Origin of the sequence: Peribacillus sp. FSL E2-0159, assembly GCF_038643155.1 — a bacterium.
GTDB lineage: Bacteria > Bacillota > Bacilli > Bacillales > DSM-1321 > Peribacillus > Peribacillus simplex.
On sequence record NZ_CP152053.1, the window covers coordinates 5,560,454 to 5,579,187 of the forward strand.

An 18,734-nucleotide genomic window follows, 5' to 3' on the forward strand; every position below is an offset into this window, starting at 1 on the left:
TTTGCTTAGGCACTCTGGCATAAAAGCTACGGGTGCCTGCAGATCATGCGGTTGTTTTTCTACTTTCTCTTCCATTCAAAAGCAATCTTCCATCCTTGGTCAGGAATCGATTCCGCCAACATATCTCCTTCCTCGAATAAGAAACGCCATGGCATGCTTGAAAGTGCCGGTATCTCACCAAGCTCTGTAAGATCGAATGCCTTTTTCGCGAGAAATTTTCCATCACCATCCACTAACAGTAAATCCACGATATCAAACATGACAGCTTTCACTAATGAATTTCGTAGAAAAGCCTCTATGATTACATCGTCTTCCACCCTAGTCAATTTGATGCCGGATATTGAAATTTGGTTCGGTTTTAATGCAGGCAGCCTTTGATGATGGAATTTATATACGTATTCCTCTTGCTTGGAAGTTTCCCACTCCTTGTGAAACATCAGGGCAGTATGAACGGTGTCATCCTGATTTAGTAACTCATGTACATCTGAAACTGTATTATCCCTTTTTCCATATAAACTCATCGTTCCTCCCCCTCCAAGGCAGCTGCATCTTCCTGATTACTTTTCATATATTCCATAAAACGGATGCTTATCTCTGACTCAATTTTACTTAATAGAAGGTTGAATTGACTGAGAGCGACCCTTTCAAAAACAGTATATGGGTCCTGCTGACCATATCCGCTTAAACCAATGCCTTCCTTCACACTGTTCATTTCATCTAAATGGTTCATCCAATTTGTATCAATCTGCTGCAGCATGAAAGCTCGCAACTGGTTTCCCCAGTCTGCATCGTCTTGAAAGATCACCAGTCCCGATTCCAGTTCACCTAAAGCGTCCAAAGCTTTTCCTTCAACTATATGACCTTCTAAATCCTGCAAATCACTAGCCTGCCAACCCAACTTCATGAAAACAAGGGAAAGCTCTTCAATAAAGGCAGAGGGATCAGGTTCCACTATATGTTCAGGATAATATTTCGCTGTGAGCAGAGTAATGTATTTTTCGATATATTCAAGTAAAATGGTCGACATCCGTCCAGTCTCCATATCAAGAATCCGATCTCTCATTGCATAGATGATTTTACTCTGCTCATTTAATGCATGTTCTAACTTCAATAAATGGTAACGGCTTGATTGATGCATCTGCTCTACCGTTTCCTGAACCATTTTAACGAATTTATCGGGAGCAGGGCCCAGCACCAATCCTTTTTCATCTATTTTGATTTTCTTGATATAACGTTCGATTTCTTCTTCATCATAGTAATCAAACAAATCATCTTCCAATGAAATGATGAATTGTGTTGAACCAGGATCACCCTGCCGGCCAGAACGTCCTCTTAGCTGCATATCTATCCGACGGCTCTCGTGTCGCTCCGTACCGATAATATGAAGGCCGCCTAATTCCTTGACATCATTCCCAAGTATTATATCCGTTCCTCTCCCAGCCATGTTCGTAGCCAGCATCACTTGATTTTTTTTCCCGGCATTCGCGATAATTTCCGCTTCATCCTCTTCCGTCTTTGCATTAAGGATTTGATGCTTAATTTTCCCCTTCTCTAGTTGAACCGAAATTTTTTCAGATTGCTCAATGGAGGTCGTTCCGATCAGAATAGGTCTACCTCCAGCATGAATCCGTTTTACTTCAGTGACGATTTTTCTGATTTTGCTGGTTTCATCTTTATAAATCAAATCAACCTCATCACCTCGAATAATCGGCTCATTAGTTGGAATTTCAATGACGGGAAGCTGATATATTTCCTGGAATTCAGCCTTTGATGGCATGGCACTTCCTGTCATCCCAGACATTGAATGATATAATCGAAAATAATTTTGGATGGTAATCATAGCCTGTGTTTCATTCTCTTCCGAAATCTCTAAGCCCTCTTTTGCCTCAATAGCTTGATGAAGCCCATCACTAAAGCTTCGCCCTTCCATCACCCTGCCTGTGAATTTATCGATGATTGCAATCTTTCCATCGATGATAATGTAGTTCACATCCAATTTCATGATTGCATGGGCTTTTAACGCCTGTGTAACATTATGTAATAACACTTGATGTTCCATACCATACAGATTGTCGATACCAAAGGCTTCTTCAATCTTGGAAGCCCCTTGATCCGTGAAAAAAGCAGACTTTGACTCGATGAAAATCTCGTAATCATCATTTTCTATAAATGTCTTCATGATTTGTGCCGTAATCTGGTGAAGATCGGTTCCGTCGCTTGCAATGCCAGCAATGATTAATGGTGTCCTCGCTTCATCAATCAAGATGCTGTCAATCTCATCGACAATGGCAAATCGGTGTCCTCTTTGAACCTTTTCTTCTCTTCGGTAAACCATGTTATCACGCAAATAATCAAAGCCGAACTCTGTTGCCGTCCCATACGTGATATCTGCAGCATACGCTTCACGTTTTGCGGAAGGCCCCATTTGGGAAATGTTCAAACCAACCGTCAATCCTAGAAATTCATGAACTTGTCCCATTAACTCTTTATCACGTCTGGCCAAATATTCATTGGCCGTTATAATATGGACACCATTCCCGTACAGTGCATGTAAATAGCTAGGCAAAGTAGAGACAAGCGTCTTCCCCTCGCCCGTATTCATTTGTGCAATGCCCCCTTCACTCAGGACAAAACCGCCTGCAAGCTGAACATCATGGTGCCTAAGATTCAACACTCGTTTAGAAGCCTCGCGCACGACCGCAAAAGCTTCGGCTTGTATATCCAATATATCATCGCCTGCATCCAATTCGCTTTTAAATCTATCCTTCATTCCGCATAATTCTTGATCTGAATATCTTTCATACTTACCCTCTAGCCGATTCACATCTTCTACCAACTTATAAATTCTCTTTAAGTCTTTTGAGCTTTCATTGAAGAACTTTTTCATACTGGATAGCATAGGGTTTTCTCTCCTATTATTTCAATTGAACTTTAATGAAATTATATCAGTTATATATTTACTGTTTATAAATTATCGCCTGCACATTGTAATTATATAGAAATTCTTTCTTTTTTTGAAAGATTAAATTACGCAAGAAAGCGACTGGATGCCCGTCCATAAAAGGCTAAAAAGATAGCACCATCCTGAATATCAGGAAGGGGTTTTTTTATCGATTTATACAAATAATAGGAAGACTTTCACCCAATGGAGGATTACAGATGAATAAGACATCCAGAAAATTCATTCATAAACTTGTACAACAGCCTCATCAATTAGGATTATTCGTTCTTATCTGCCTTATTTGCTTGAGCTTCCCTATTCAAGCAGAGACAAAAAACACCCCCAAGAATGTCATATTGCTGGTTGGCGACGGCATGGGGTTAGGGGCAATAGAAATTGCCCGGCAATTGGAATATGGAAAGACAGGTGTTTTACATTTGGAAAAACTGGAGCACGTTGCCCTGATGCGCACGTATTCCGCCAATAATTTCGTCACCGACTCGGCAGCAGGAGGGTCCGCGATTGCCACTGGTATAAAAACCAACAATGAATCGATCGGTGTCGATGCCAATGGTTCAGAGGTTGATAGTGTTTTGGATGCATTTCAGGCCAATGGAAAAAAAGTCGGGATCATCTCAACCAATATGGTAGTCGATGCCACACCAGCAGCTTTTGGTGCAAGTGTCCCTAACCGCTGGACAGGTGGCGCAAATATCGCGAGACAGCTCTTTGATAACCGGATCGACGTCATTCTCGGCGGAGGTGCCAGCTATTTCGAGGCAAAAAAGCAGAATGGCGAGGATTTAATCGCTAAATTCAAACAAGCTGGCTATGGAATTACTACCACTAAAGAAGAACTTAGTTCCATTAATAAAGCGGAAAAACTTTTAGGATTATTTCACCCTTCCTATATGAATTTTAAACTGGATAAAGAAGTATTACATTCTCAAGAACCATCCCTGCCCGAAATGACAGCCAAAGCAATTGATATTTTATCCCGTAGTGATAAAGGATTCTTCTTGATGGCCGAAGGTGCTCGTATTGACCATATGGAGCATGCAGCCGATATCACTGGAATATGGAAAGAAACGATCGAATTTGACCAAACTGTGAAAGAGGTTGTAAATTGGGCAAAAAATCGAAATGATACGTTGATTGTTGTACTTGCAGATCACGAAACGATGGGGACCTCCGCTTCTGAAACAATGGATATCACTGCATTGAAAAAAATCAAGGTTTCATCTGAATATATGTCCAAACAGCTTACATTCGATAAAAATAATGAAATCAATCCAGAAAGTGTCGTTTCCACATTCAAGAAGTATGCACATATATCCCTTACGGATCAGGAGGTCGATCAATTCATCGATAACGTAAGAAAAAATAGAACGCTTGTCTATCCACAGCATCAAATTGATTGGGAAATCGGAAGCACCATCGCCAGGCATCATAAAGCGGGTGTAGCTGATCGAAGCATACGGGCGGCCAGTTCCACAGGAGGGCACACAGCCAATATGATTCCCGTTTTCGCTTCAGGTCCAGGCAGTGAAGCCTTTGATGGGGTCATTGAAAATACGGATATTTCGAAAATCATCACAAAAGCCGCCAGTGTTCCGTTCACACCCGGTCAGCATAAATCAAAAGAGGAATGAATTCATTCACTCCTCTTTTAGATTCTATTAAATGGATTTTTTCGGTATTCATTTCTATTGTGGCCCGTTAACTCAAGTTTTGGGCATTTACTCACGAAATTGTTGCGATAGAGATAAGTGGATTTTGAATTTGAGGCGTTTACTCGTGAGTTTACGCCGTTTACTCGTGAATTTGATAAAGAACCTAAATACCATTTATACATGAACAAAAAAGACGCCATAATTGACGTCCTACTCGTTCATTTTTTTACATGTTTTTTTAAAACATACCCAATTTGGCTACCCTTTTTCACTTTATACCATTCATCTTGTTGAGCCAGGATCGTTACGGCTTGGTCCCTATATAGATTCCCGACTGTTTCAGAAGATGCATTTCTTTTTTCTTTAATATATAATTCGCTTTCTGTCACTATTCCTGTCGTCTTCCTAATGGAGATTTTCGTTGAAATGGTTTTCTGATTGTCACTCTCATCCTTAGCGGAGATTTTCACCGTAAACATCCCGTTGGACATATTTTTAAAATCCCAGGTTGCGGATTGCCTGCCTTTATTGAGCTGCCTTTCAGAAAGGATGCCAACAACCTTACCTTTACTGTTCTTTATTTCCACTGTTGCTTTAGCGTTTTCATTAATTGTATACGTTATGTTCGCTTTCTCGGTACTATAATCACCTGATGTATTGACATCGGTGATTTCCAGTGCCGACGTATCTTTACTGATCTTAATCACCGTTGTTGCCAAAACTTCCTTCCCGTTTCGGTCCATTGCTGATATTTCTGCTTCATATGTACCGTTACTTACCGCTTTTGTGTTCCAGATTGCTGAATGGGTACCCTTTTTCATTGTTTGGTCACTGACTGGGGTAGCTAAAGCTTTCCCTTTACTATCTCTAATCGTGAGTGTTACCACAGCATCTTCTTTTAGGTAATATGTGATTCCTACCTCATCATTTAAATGAGTCTTCGCTTTCATGTTTACTGAATTCGTTTCCGCCTTTACGACAAGATCCGTTTTAGAACCAGCACCTGGTCCATATTCCTTTTCTATAGTTGTTTCAGGATAATAAAACCCCAAAATATCTTGATATGATTGTCCTGCTTCCGCTCTGTTTTTCGCCCCAAACTGACTTAGCCCGACACCATGCCCATATCCTGACCCTTCAATCAAAATTTTGGAAGGACTGGAGGATGAATGGTCAACCAGATAGCTTTTCATCACCTCTTGCCCCACCATGCCCCTGATTTTGGAAGCCGCTACATTAGTAAGCTTAACCGTTTGCTGCAAAAGTTTCCCCCTGTCATCAACGAGATCCCTTACATAGAAATTCAGTTGGATGGAGCCTTTCGTAACACGGCCTCCCGTTTTTTCATCTGTAAATGTTAATAAGGGAATCTCCGTTATTTTAATATCTTTCTTCGCATATCCATTATTCTTCAGCCAAAATTTCAGCTTCGGCACAACCGCTTTATCTTTTTCCTCTACACTTGTCCACCATTCTTCCGGTTTTGATAAATCTATTTTTGACAGGTCAATTTGCTGCTTATCCAGCGTTATCTCCCAATTGGTTTTCGGATCATAGAAATCTTCTTTTATAGATAAATATGCTAGGGGGTTGCCTCTTGACCAAACATTTGAATTCGATTCGGTCATTCCTCCATTGCTTGAGGAAAAGAACGCTTCGATTATTTCTCCATCATGTTTGATTACCATGCCCTTTGTCTGTTCGATGGCTGAATTAGTTCGATAGTGACCGGCAGCCCCGCCGTATACTTGGTAAGAAACCGTATCATCAATTATTGTGGATTGATGGCGAAGTGCATAAGTCCGGGCGGCAATCGCCTGTGCTTTTAAGGCTTCGGCATGCCATAGTGCGGGCATCTCCAGCGGGACAACGCCCTTTAGATAATCTTCCATGTAAACATGATTGATTGGCCGGATGTAACCGTCCTCCGCTGTAAAGGAAAATGAGCCTTGATAGGGACGGCCGTTTATGGACAATGAAGCATCAGGTTTAACTGGGATTACCTTAAAGGAAGCATAAGATCCCGTTTTCTTAGAACCTTTGTAAACGGCAAGTTTAGCCGACTCCACTTTCAAAGTCAGATTTTCACCCGCCTTGATGAATATCTCTCCCCCTGAAGTACGGTAGTCCCCGGCTGCATTTATTTTAACGCTGGTTCTATTCCCCAAATAATTCTTCAGTTTCACTTCCATCGTTGTATTCTCTTCTGCTGCCGTTGCCTCATGAGAAGGAAATGCAAAAAAAATGATAAAGAAAGCGATAAACCAATACTTTAGACTTCTCATTCCTTTTCATCCTCATTCCTATTCCATTTATCTTTCAATGATTTTCGAATTAACCCTGTTCAATCCATTGGCATGAGGAAACATTATGGCCTGGATGATGTCACTGCTACTGAAAGCATGATTTCAGGACCACATTGAGATCGCGGGCTTACTTGGTAGGTTACTGAACTCTCTTTTTACATTCTGTATGTACGGCTCATTATCCTTCAAATCCAGCTTTATTGTCGTAACAAATTGGAATCCACAACGTGTAAAAAAATAAAAGCAGGACATGGAAGAAACCATGTCCTGCTTTTTAATGGTAAATGCTTGCTGCACTTTTCCCCATTTCTGTTGGGTGACTTTTTTCTTTACTTCAAATACTTCTTCAACACCGGTTTCATATGATCGACAGCGACATGGCTTCCGCCTCGTCCTTTTACATCTTCAATCATCCATGCCATGAGAAGTTCCGGGTCTTCTGTGTCCATGGCAACGAACCAGCCATTTTCTGTTCCGTCTGCATTTTTGGATGCCTTGATTTCAGCAGTTCCCGTTTTGGCAGCGATTTTGATGCCAAGGTCGTTTATTCCATGTCCGCTTCCCTTAGGATGTTCCACTACTTGTGTCAGCATCTTGGTGACCTGATTTGCTTGGTCTGCTGATATAGCATTTTCTTTCCATATTTTCTTTTCTATTTTATCTCCTGTTATTAACGAAGGTGCCAGGATGTTTCCTTCATTCAAGAAGGCTGAATAGGTCATGGCGAGATGAAGCGTGCTCATTTGGACTTGTGCTTGACCATATCCAGCGTCTGCCAAGCGTCCCTCACTGTCGATCTTACCGATGCTCGATGCTTTGATCGGATAATCGTAATTCAAAGGCTCATCAAATCCGAATGCCTTGAGCCCATCTGTGAATTTTTCCTTCCCTAGCCCCAAAGCTTTTTGGGCAAAGTAAATATTGTCTGAATAAATTAGTGCCTTTTCCATATCGATTGGAACACCTGGGTCCGAAACCCTTGTAATGGAATGATCTTTCCATGTCGATTTGGCCCACGTTTTCCCTTGGATATTGATTGACTCTTTCGGATCCACACCATTTTTCAAAGCGATTGCCGCAGTGATGGCCTTAATGGTTGAACCAGGTGCAAATGTCGAACTGAAGCGGTTCAGAAGTGGTTTTTTCGGGTCTTCTTCAAGTGCTTTTTGTTCCGCTTTTGTTATCCCGAAAATATATTTATTAGGATCGAACGACGGACTTGAAACAAGCGCAAGCGTTTCTCCTGTCTTCGGATCGAGTGCCGCTGCCGATCCAACTTCGTTCTTATATTGCTTAAAGATATCCTTTTGAAGCTCGGCGTCGATGGTCAATGTAATTGTTTCTCCCTCTTCAGCAGGCTTTTCAGCAATCACTTTTTCTTCGCCTTGTTCGGTTTTAATAAAAATTTTACCGCCAGGTTCACCTTTAAGCCGCTCTTCCAACACTTCCTCAAGACCTCGCTTGCCAATAACGTCACTTGCGGTATAACCTTTTCCTTTCAATTTCTCCAGATCTTCGGCCGATGCCTCACCGACATATCCAATTAGATGGGCAGTAGCCTCTTTATACGGATATATACGTTCTTCCGTATTATTGACAGATACCCCAGCAATGCTCAGTAGCTTTTCCAAGGTTGCGTTATTATCATTTGACATTTTCTTGATGGGCACGAAATAGCTTGGCTTTACCCATGACTGTTTTAATTTCTGATTCACTTCGTCGGTGGACATATTGAGGATTCCAGCGACCTTTTTAACCGTTTCGGTTTCGTTAGCCATTTTCTCTGGCACGATTCCCACTTCTGCTACCGTTCCATTCATGGCAAGGCCGCGTTCATTTCGATCGACGATTTCCCCGCGAATGGCTGGATACGATTCAACCGATACCTTCTCGCCAGCCTCCAATTGAGGGAATATGTAGCTTTCATCCCACTTGATGTACCAATTTTCTTCCTCACCTTCCCCTTCCTTGACAAGTGTCGCTTTATGGTCAGAGGTGACAGCACCCGCCATAGTGGACATATCAACGGTATATGAAAGGCTTACCTTTTCTCCATCTTTATGATCTTTTTCTTCTTTTGGCTGTTTATAGTCCACCTTTAATTGGTCGGCTTCTATGCCCGTATAGATTTTTTCATAACGCTGCGCAAATTCATCCGCACTGATTTTCTTCTTTGTCTCAGGTGACAGATACTCGTACATCTTCGCAAAATCCTGTTTATTCCAAAGCTTCGTGTATGCCGCAAAGCGATCTTCGGGACTTGGCTCATCCGAGCATCCGGCCAGAAACAATACGCTCATCAACAATAAGCTGGAAACTAAAGCTAGTTTCTTCATGATTTCCTCCTAATGAATAGTTAGAATGATATACCTATAGTTTAGCAAAATATTAGGGGAATGGGGGATTTTGCATACCGAATTTCTTCATTTTTCTAATTAACCATGTTTTTTCTAAAACAAAAGTCCTGTACATAGTGTACAGGACTATAGACTGAAGACAAATTGGCAGAAGAGCCAGTTGATTTCAGAAATCCGCTCCCTTTCCGCCGACTGTCTGTAAGCCTCTTCGCCGTAAGCATCTAGCGTGCTAGCGAGTTATTCGGCAGGAGTGTCGCAAATTTCTTCAACCTTAAGAGGATTTTAACCATATAAAAAAACAAGGATAACCCAGTTTTCTTTTAAAATAAGGGTTTGGGTAAGGCCATTCCAAAAGCCCCCTTGTCGACAAACTAAAGCATTCTTTTTTTTCGGCTTTTTTTCTCTTGCAGCCATTTTTTCAAGAAGAAAAAGCCCAAGATGCCAGAAATGACTAGACCGCTTGTCGTAACAATGACAGCTACCCATTCGTATAAGGTGTAATTCATATAAGCTTTCCACGGTAATTTCCCTTTCCAATCTTCAATATATAGATTCATTCCGAATATCCCGGAGACAACCGTATAAATTGTTAGTATTTGCAAGAGATAATTACTGCTTTTACCAGACAGTTTATCCTGATTTTGATAAAGGTAGGAAAGGGTTTCCTTCACTTCATTATAGAGAGGGGTAATCCTGAAGGTTTCATCCGTCTTTTTGAATAGCTCCTTACCGATAGCCGTACTATTGACTTCAGTGAATAAGTACTTTGCAGAAAACTCAGTGATCATGAAAATCAGCTGTTCCGTATCAGATTGATCTTTTTCCACATCTATCTTGGAATGCTCATGAGCCAATTTGAGCAGTACGATCTTATAATAGAAGAAAAGCAACACTGTATAAAAATGCTGGCCATACATTTCGCTTGCCAGTTCCTCTTCCAGTTTACCTGTCGCTTTCGTGACACACGCGAAATGATACATGCTTGTTACATAATAGGTTTCCTTGCCCCACCTGTCATATACCCTTTCTTGATAATACTTTTCTATATAATCAGGGTTTAATGCGCCTATATATGGCTCACCATCATTGTCATACCCGTTCAGCTCACTGATCCGGAATAAGTCATTTTTAGAAATATCACGATTCTCAGGGAATGCAATATAACTGATCACGTACATTCTTTCATCGATGAAGAAAGGCAAACTGCCAAAATATGTCGGGTCCGCTTGTTCTTCATCCATATATTCTTCCATTGGCGGCAATAGTTCATTGAAGATGAAATCCTTCACCTGTTCATACTGATTTTCCCGACAGCCGACTTTCGTTTTTTCTTCATCATCAGCAATCGGTTCGAGGATTCGGAATGTATCACCAAAATAGAGCACATCATCATGTGAAAGCCCTTCAGGTAATGTAACACGAAGATTCATCATCCCAATATGAAATGGGCATATGAAGATATCTATAGAGTTAATAATAAATGGGGTATTTAGATAGGGTGATTCGAAGGTACAATCAATATCCAGTTTTTTCGTGAAACGCCGCAAGCCTTCTTTCTGTTTTGCATTACCCGGAAATAAGATCGGCTCGATGTAAGGCATGAAATACTTTTCCAATTTACGGTGCGAAACTTTATGCCCACCGTAAAATTGATTTTGTTGTTCCATATCTTTCAAGTTCAAAAAAACGAAATTGTTCTCAATCAACTTTTTCACAAACTTTTCAATCATATTTCCTTCAAGCGTAAACGGAAAAATGTACTGCTGGAAAGTTCGCTTCGTGGGATCATTCTTTACTTTCACATCCATAAAATATATGCCTCCGATTAAACTGCTAAAAACAGGTTTAAATCATCTTGTTTCTTATATTTACCCATGTATATACAAACAAAACGAAACATATTATAGAAAAAAAGTGGACAAATAATCCAAATAAAAAAAGATCCCCCAAGCAAGTGCTCGGGGGCCATCGAAAAGAGTTCTTCAACCCTCTTCACTTTAGGGTACTAGAAACTGATGTTTCTAATGAAAAATCCGATATTCGGACCATTTTAGCATTTATTTTAAGTATGATAAAACACGAAATTCCTCCATATTTAGGCTTTACCACTTATTATTATCTAATTAATCCTCGTATACAGAGATTCACAGATGAAAATATAACTATAGGAATAATTACAAGATTTCTTTATTTCCTCCCTTTATCATGGAAATCACGTTTTAACTAAAAAAAAGATGGGTAAATAAAAAAAAGCAAAGGAGAGACATCATGAAATCAGATAGCAATAAAGAACACTTTAAATTTTTTGAAAGAACAAATAACGCTAAACCAAGTGCACGAAAACAAATGAGCGATTTCATCAAAAGGAAAATGAATGCTCAAAACTCTCATTTAAATGGTAAAAACTCATGACAAGTGGGATGTCATGAGTTTTTATCGTTTAAAATGCGATTTCATTTCCCTGAAGGTTGTGCTTCACACATTTCTTGATACCGATTACATTCAAAAAATGTTGAATTTTCTTCATCGAGGTTGCCTGATATTCATCCACAATGGAAAACTCTTTAAGATAAGCGATTTTTTCTTGTACATCTGTATCTATATGATCTTGGCTGTATTCTTTTTCATCTGATTTTTGGCATGTGTACACCACAGCTTCACCAATTTTCCTTGTTGCCTTATCAAAATAAAAAGAAAACACAATGGCACATTCATCATCATAAAAAGAGGGCTTAACTTTCATATTAATATCAATCATTAACCTTACACCTCTCTCCGTTTCGTTATTTACACTATAACAAAATCAGTAAAAGGAAATAGGCGTTACAAACTACGCTCACGTTTCTTCCACACCTACCAAATGGACCTTACACTCCCCATTCATAGATAATTATAACTACAGGAATATGCGCAAAAGAATAATCATTTAACATAATAAAAAAACATCTTCAATTGAAGATGCTTGAATGATTAATAGAAAGCTTCATTACTTATTTATATAAACCTGGAAGTTCTGCGTAAAGGCCTGGTAATTCGCTTGGGACAATAACAAAAGCAGCGATGATAAGAAAAGATACGACTAATGCTTTAGTACTTTTTTTCATAGGTCATTCCTCCTTTTCTTTTAAAAAAATATTGGTTAAAATAGAAATTAATTCTATAGTTATATTTAACCACACTTCTTAAAACCATATATTTCGACTAAAGATTCTATTTAAACCGTTCAGGACCTGTACATACCGCTTTCACCGATTTTTCATAACAAAATATAACTCTAGGCATATTTTAAGGAGAATCAAAATGGATTTTTTTGCAGTTGGACAAAAGATCAAGGAGCTACGTAAACAAATCGGGCTTTCCCAGGAAGAGTTGGCATCCGGTATTTGTACACAAGCACAGATCAGTAAGATTGAAAAGGGCGATGTCTATCCATATGCATCCACTCTCTATTTAATTTCCCAACGTTTAGGCGTTGATGTAAACTATTTTTTCGATATTGGAATGACCCCTAGGCTGGATTACGTGGAAGAAGTGATTTATCAATTAAAAATAGCCAGAAGAACCCGAAATTATGAGGAAATGCAGCAAATTGTAAAGGCTGAGGAAAACAGTCCCCTCTTTCTTCAAAATAAAAAGAATCATCAATTGATTCTTTGGCACAAGGGAATATACGAATATGAAAAAAATAAAGATTTAGATAGAGCCATAGAATTCATTAATCAGGCCATCGCCATTTCTCATACGACCGACAAAATTTATTCGGAACGGGAGCTTGAAATCTTAAGCAGCCTTGGTGTAATGTATGTTGCCGAAGAACAGTACGAAAATGCATTCGCCTTGTTAAAGAAAGCTTTAGATCACTTGAAAGCCCTGCCCTTTTTGACGGATAAAACGCTAAAGACACGACTTTCCTATAATTTTGGCAGAGTGTTAACACGCCTGGTCCGATACGAAGAGTCCATTGCCTGCTGCCAAGATGCCATAAAGTGGTGCCTTGAACATGATCAATTATATGCTTTAGCGGATTTACATTACCATTTAGGTTACAATTTTGAACTCGTGGGTAACTTTGAAGAGGCAAAAGAGTATTTGGAAAAGTCAGCGTTTCTATTCAAATTACAAAAAAATCATACCTTTGTCACATTCATCAACAAAAAGTTGGACAGTTGGAAGAACGAAATGAAAATAAACTAATTCTTTAATTTATAGCCATTCCCCACGGGAATGGCTCTTCCCATTCACCACGAATATGTATAATCTCACACTCATCATTTCCAAAACCTCTATTCTACATTTTAAATTCCAAGCCAAAATGAAGTATAATAAAGAGATGCTTCAAAAACGCACTTTTAAAAAAGGTCCGGACCCTCATCACTTAGTTTTGTGAAGCGTGATGATGATGAAGGATTTGAGACATGGTTAACGTGAAGCCCAGTTATTCCTGTTTATATCCGAACCGCTTATATTCAAGGGGATTTTTGACGATATTGACTTTTACAGGGTTTTTATGAATATACGGCTAGATGCAGTGATGGTTTGTTCAATTAAATGGATTAGAACGTAAAGAGAACTGCCATGGAAAAAGTCCGGCATTCGATCTCGGGACTAAGTATATGCACAGCCCGCGAGTGTAAAATCGGCTTGACTACGATAAGTTAAAGAACTGATGGTTCATGATCATACAAAAATATAATTTTGGTAAACAGGGCTTGTCCCTGAAGGAGGAGAGTATGGAGCGGGAGTTGTTGTTAGTTGGGGAACGGCTGGCGGAATTTTTGGAGGCCGGGAATTCGGAAGATTCGGACGTTGTGAATCAAGGGCTCCAGTTATACCGTCAGGGGCTCGTTGATATTAAAGAAGAAGCGGTGGATACGATTGCTGCTGAGGTACAGGATGAGACACGCTTCAAGGCCAGGCTGAATCTGCTCTTCCCTCAGGATGGAAGCTGTACTTGTGATTCAAGGTTCATTTGCCGGCATCAAATGGCCGTTTTCTTTTCTGCGTATTCAGAACACGCTAGTGTTTCCGAATGGCTGAGCGAATGGAAAGCACCAAAAAGCACCACAACCGCCCAAGCACTGCAGCAAGTGCAGCGGGCGAGTGAATTACTGAAACAGGCGGCGGGAAACTCCATCACCTTAGATAAAAGCTATCCATCATGGAAGCAATTCGTGAGTGATGCCTTTGCGGAACATGTCGAGCCTCATATAGGCGAGCCTACTTATATGATTGAAAATCATATACAAACTTACTTTAAACGCCTTAGCTCAAAGGCTCCGATGGAAAGGGAATGGAAATTGCTTTATCATTTCGTTACGCAATTTTGCACGATGCAGCAGACACTGAGAATGATTCAGCTGCATAAAAGTGAGACGCAAACGATCAGGGTCTTTTATGCACTTGCAGTTGACCTGGCAGAAGAGCTGCACGAAACGGTACAGCCGCTTAGCAGGCAAGCGAGGCCCTTCGCCTTTGATCCATTCGTTTTCAGCATCAAGGAAGATGTAGCTAAACTACTGGATGGAGGGGAAGGTCTGGAATACGAAAAGATCGACCTCTATCGGGAGATATGGAGCTACTTATTCTCCAATTCCTCATGGCGTAAAGAGGAACTGGGACGAATCAATAATGAACTTCCCGAGAAGTATATGGGCACCACTGAGAGGACGTCCTATTCCCTCGCAGCCATTCACCTATCCCTTTTGGAGAACCATGATAAACAAGCGGTTGAGCTTCTTCATGAATTGAAGAAGGAGGCCTGTCCATACATTTTTTATTGGCTGAATCTCCTGGCTGAATCAGACAACCGGTCACGGGCCATCCCTTTCATTGAATTCATCAATAATAATGTCCAGGAATTCCTTGCCGGTTTATCCGATTATTATAAACGGGTAGATTTCGTCCGGACCTTTACGACTTTAATTAACAGTTGTTGTTATAAATTAAAACGGACCGATTTGCTTGAGAAATTTTACAGGGCCACCCTTCCGCACAGCTATTGGAACTATGCAAATTTCCTTTTTGAACAAGGACAATATAAAAAATGGGTGGAGATGCATATTTACTCTGAAATCAGCATTGACTTAATCAGCAGTGAATCCATCAAAGAAGTGGTCTCAAAAGAACCGGAACTAATCCTGCCACTTTATTATCATGCGGTCCAGGAAAAAGTTTCTTTAAAAAATCGGCCTGCTTATAAGCAAGCTGTCCGTTATTTGAAAAGAATGCGCACCATCTATAAAAAGAGCAAAAAGGAAGACGTATTTGAACGTTATATACTTTATGTAGCAGATTCAACCAAACGGCTTCGCGCTTTCCAAGAAGAACTAAAAAGGGGTAAGCTTATCGATGTTTAATCCAGGGAAATTAAAAATCAAAATAGCGGCTCTCGAAAACGGAACTTACGCCCTTGGTGTCATCAATGAAGAGAATACCTTCCTCACTACGAACTATATACGCAGGCTGTTATTCAACTGGGATGACGCAAGCTTTTATGGTACTAAAATGACTACCGATATAGTGGATGGAAATCAAGTATTCATTCTTGACGCCTGGGGACTTCTCAACTTTTTTGCGAGGGAAAGCTTTAACTCCTTCATAGAATGGGAATGGTCCGAGATATCCTCCCTTTGCCTATCAGCAGCGCCCGTTCTTCATGAATCCATTGAAGCTGGAATCCCCGTACCGGATTTCACTAATCTTCAGTTGGACTCCATCGGGTGGAAGCTGCCGGAAGAAGTGGAAGAGGAATTCGTCCCTTCCTTTTGGGAAGAAGAAATATCTTTGGATCTCCCTTCACCTGAACTGGAAACCAACCGTACTTTTATCGAAAAGTGGTATAACGGTGCCGCTAATATGTATTTAAAAAGCTATTCACCCATGCAGCACAAATGGAGTGAAGCCGTCGGGGCATTAAAGGATACACGACTTTCTCCCGAAGAACTGCAGGCCTTTTTTGACAAAGACAGCTGGCAGGAATGGCTCGGTACCCTGCCCGATCCCAAACCATTCACTATAGGTCTCCGTTTAACTGAGCCTCCTGATGGTAATGGGCCTTGGATACTCGATGTTACCCTTCGCTCCAAAAGGGATGAGAACATCATTGAAACATATACAGGAAAAAAACTGCCGCGCGGCTGGAATAAGTATGCAAGTGAAGTGGTGCGTGCTACGAAACGCTGGCAACTCGTCGTGCCATGGCTTGGGGAGAATGGCCGTCTGAAAAGGGAGATTTCGGAAACGGATGCATGGGAGTTCTTGACCGACGCAAGCGAAAAACTCCTGTTTCTTGGCGTCGAAATTCTTCTTCCATCGTGGTGGCTTGCCTTGAAAGAGTCCTCATTGAAGGTCAAGGCGAAAGTGAAGAGCCAATCGAACCGCGGCCCTTCTTATGTCGGGTTAAAAGCTTTAATGGACTTTGATTGGCGGTTCTCATTAAATGGCAAAGAGCTCACTGAGGCGGAGTTCGAGGAGCTCGTCAATGAAAAAAGGCGGCTTGTCTTCATCCGCGGCCAATGGGTCAAGCTTGACCCAGCTTTCATTAAACAAATTCAGGAGCTGATGGAAACAGCTAATGAAAAAGGCATCCAACTGACTGACTTGCTGCAGCAGGAACTGTTGAATGGCTTAAATGAAGATGGCGATAACGATTCTGAAAACGACGAAATGCTCCGGATTCAATTTGAATTGAACCAGGAGCTCCGTAAAATGGTGGGAAGACTCCGGGAAACCAAAAACATATCCATCCTGCCTGTCCCTAATGCACTTCAAGGTGATTTACGCCCCTATCAAAAACTTGGCATGAGCTGGCTCCTTTTTTTAAGGGAGCATGGTTTTGGTGCTTGTCTAGCCGACGATATGGGACTTGGAAAAACCGTCCAGATGATTGCCTACCTACTTCATGTGAAAGGCAAAGAAGGAGCCGGTAAAGAGCTGCCCACTGCCCCCAGGGACGAACAAAAGAGTGAACCGATCATTGTCGAAGAGGATAGTAGCGCAGAAAGCAGTGATGAGGCTGAGGTCATTACCACTGCCTCCGAATCCGTCTCAGTACAATCGGCGCTCATCGTCTGCCCGACATCGGTCCTTGGCAACTGGCAAAAGGAATTGGAAAAATTCGCACCATCACTTAAAGTTCACCTTCACTACGGATCGAATCGTGCTAAAGGTGAAGCATTTACTAAGCTGGCAGCCGATCATGATATTGTCTTAACATCATATGGACTGACCCACCAAGATATGGCTGAACTGACCTCCATCCATTGGAGCAGCGTAATCCTTGATGAAGCACAAAACATCAAGAATGCCCAAACGAAGCAATCCAAAGCCGTCCGCAAGCTAAATGGCAGACATCATATTGCTTTATCGGGTACGCCGATGGAAAACCGTTTAAGTGAGCTATGGGCGATTTTCGACTTCATCAATAAAGGTTATCTTGGAACGCTAGGTCAGTTTCAGGAAAAATATGTGGCGACCATTGAGCGTGATGAACAGAAGGATAAAATCAAGGAATTGCAGCGTTTGATTCAGCCCTTTTTGCTTCGCCGTACTAAGCGAGATAAAGAAGTCGCTCTTAATCTTCCGGATAAGCAAGAACAAAAGGAATTCGTACCGCTTACCACCGAGCAAGCATCGTTGTATGAACAACTGATAAAGGATACATTCACTGATATCGAACAGCTGTCTGCCTTTGAAAGAAAAGGCATCATCCTTCAGATGCTGAATAAGCTAAAGCAACTTTGCAATCATCCAGCTCTTTACTTAAAAGAGACGGAAAAGGAAAACATCATGAAAGCGCCTAACCGATCAGGCAAACTCGAGAAACTGACCGAGCTAATCGATGCTGTCCGCGAACAGGATGAAAGCTGTCTTATTTTCACACAATATATCGGGATGGGCAATATGATAAAAGAATTGCTGGAAAAACGATATGGCTTTGAAGTTCCATTCCTCAACGGGAGTGCGAACAAGAAGCAGCGCGATGAAATGATCACCCGATTCCAAGATGGGGAATTCCCTATTTTCATACTCTCGTTGAAAGCAGGCGGCACTGGTCTTAATCTTACAGAAGCAAACCACGTGATTCACTATGATCGCTGGTGGAACCCAGCTGTTGAAAATCAAGCCACCGACCGTGCTTACCGAATTGGGCAACAGCGTTTCGTTCACGTTCATAAGCTAATCTGCACAGGGACCCTGGAAGAAAAAATCGACCAGATGCTTGATAAAAAGCAAGCCCTGAACGATGAGATCATCAGCAGTGACAACTGGATCACCGAACTTTCCACAGAGGAAATCAAGGACTTAGTTGCTCTTCAATAACCCGCTCTAACGATATGAAGATGAATGAGAGCAGATTGTTGTTAGCTTATCAAGTCAAAAAAAAGGAGAATGCATATCGTATATGCATTCTCCTTTTTTATTCATAAGCGTCCTGTAACTTTTAAACTCTTGAATA

11 protein-coding genes are annotated in these 18,734 nt (G+C 41.0%); 5 read left to right on the top strand and 6 right to left on the bottom strand.

Going from position 1 to position 18,734, the window contains the following annotated elements:
• Positions 1-59: 59 nt before the first annotated feature.
• Both NYE63_RS27235 and secA read right to left on the bottom strand, forming a co-directional pair.
• Positions 60-521: an SLAP domain-containing protein gene (locus tag NYE63_RS27235; RefSeq protein ID WP_342603506.1), complete on the bottom strand. Its 462-nt coding sequence runs from the start codon at positions 519-521 to the stop codon at positions 60-62.
• A complete protein-coding gene (gene secA / locus NYE63_RS27240) occupies positions 518-2,899 on the bottom strand; it encodes a preprotein translocase subunit SecA (RefSeq protein WP_342603507.1) in 2,382 nt (793 codons plus the stop codon). The genes NYE63_RS27235 and secA overlap by 4 nt, the downstream gene beginning before the upstream one ends.
• A gap of 260 nt (positions 2,900-3,159) precedes the next feature.
• Here secA and NYE63_RS27245 point away from each other — a divergent pair, with 260 nt between their 5' ends.
• On the top strand, positions 3,160-4,593 hold the full coding sequence (locus NYE63_RS27245) for an alkaline phosphatase (RefSeq protein ID WP_342603508.1): 1,434 nt from the start codon (positions 3,160-3,162) through the stop codon (positions 4,591-4,593).
• A 239-nt stretch (positions 4,594-4,832) separates the two neighbouring features.
• On the opposite strand, the gene NYE63_RS27250 is transcribed toward NYE63_RS27245, so the two are convergent.
• From NYE63_RS27250 to NYE63_RS27260, 3 genes are all read right to left on the bottom strand, one after another.
• Positions 4,833-6,899, bottom strand: coding sequence for a SpoIID/LytB domain-containing protein (locus NYE63_RS27250; RefSeq protein ID WP_342603509.1), 2,067 nt, complete (start codon positions 6,897-6,899; stop codon positions 4,833-4,835).
• A 350-nt stretch (positions 6,900-7,249) separates the two neighbouring features.
• The gene (locus NYE63_RS27255; RefSeq protein ID WP_342603510.1) at positions 7,250-9,256 is read right to left on the bottom strand and encodes a penicillin-binding transpeptidase domain-containing protein; all 2,007 of its coding nucleotides are present in this window, start codon (positions 9,254-9,256) and stop codon (positions 7,250-7,252) included.
• A 392-nt stretch (positions 9,257-9,648) separates the two neighbouring features.
• Positions 9,649-11,085 carry a hypothetical protein gene (locus NYE63_RS27260; RefSeq protein ID WP_342603511.1) on the bottom strand — a complete coding sequence of 479 codons (1,437 nt, stop codon included), beginning with the start codon at positions 11,083-11,085 and terminating at the stop codon, positions 9,649-9,651.
• Positions 11,086-11,545: 460 nt separating this feature from the next.
• On the opposite strand from NYE63_RS27260, the gene NYE63_RS27265 reads away from it, so the two are divergent.
• Positions 11,546-11,689, top strand: coding sequence for a hypothetical protein (locus NYE63_RS27265; protein ID WP_342603512.1), 144 nt, complete (start codon positions 11,546-11,548; stop codon positions 11,687-11,689).
• Positions 11,690-11,717: 28 nt separating this feature from the next.
• On the opposite strand, the gene NYE63_RS27270 is transcribed toward NYE63_RS27265, so the two are convergent.
• Positions 11,718-12,035, bottom strand: coding sequence for a hypothetical protein (locus NYE63_RS27270; protein ID WP_342603513.1), 318 nt, complete (start codon positions 12,033-12,035; stop codon positions 11,718-11,720).
• Between the two features lie 542 nt (positions 12,036-12,577).
• Here NYE63_RS27270 and NYE63_RS27275 point away from each other — a divergent pair.
• The 3 genes from NYE63_RS27275 (at position 12,578) to NYE63_RS27285 (ending at position 18,598) form a co-directional block, all read left to right on the top strand.
• The gene (locus NYE63_RS27275; RefSeq protein WP_342603514.1) at positions 12,578-13,471 is read left to right on the top strand and encodes a helix-turn-helix domain-containing protein; all 894 of its coding nucleotides are present in this window, start codon (positions 12,578-12,580) and stop codon (positions 13,469-13,471) included.
• Between the two features lie 536 nt (positions 13,472-14,007).
• On the top strand, positions 14,008-15,633 hold the full coding sequence (locus NYE63_RS27280; RefSeq protein ID WP_342603515.1) for a hypothetical protein: 1,626 nt from the start codon (positions 14,008-14,010) through the stop codon (positions 15,631-15,633).
• On the top strand, positions 15,626-18,598 hold the full coding sequence (locus tag NYE63_RS27285; protein ID WP_342603516.1) for a DEAD/DEAH box helicase: 2,973 nt from the start codon (positions 15,626-15,628) through the stop codon (positions 18,596-18,598). The genes NYE63_RS27280 and NYE63_RS27285 overlap by 8 nt, the downstream gene beginning before the upstream one ends.
• Positions 18,599-18,734 lie beyond the last annotated feature (136 nt).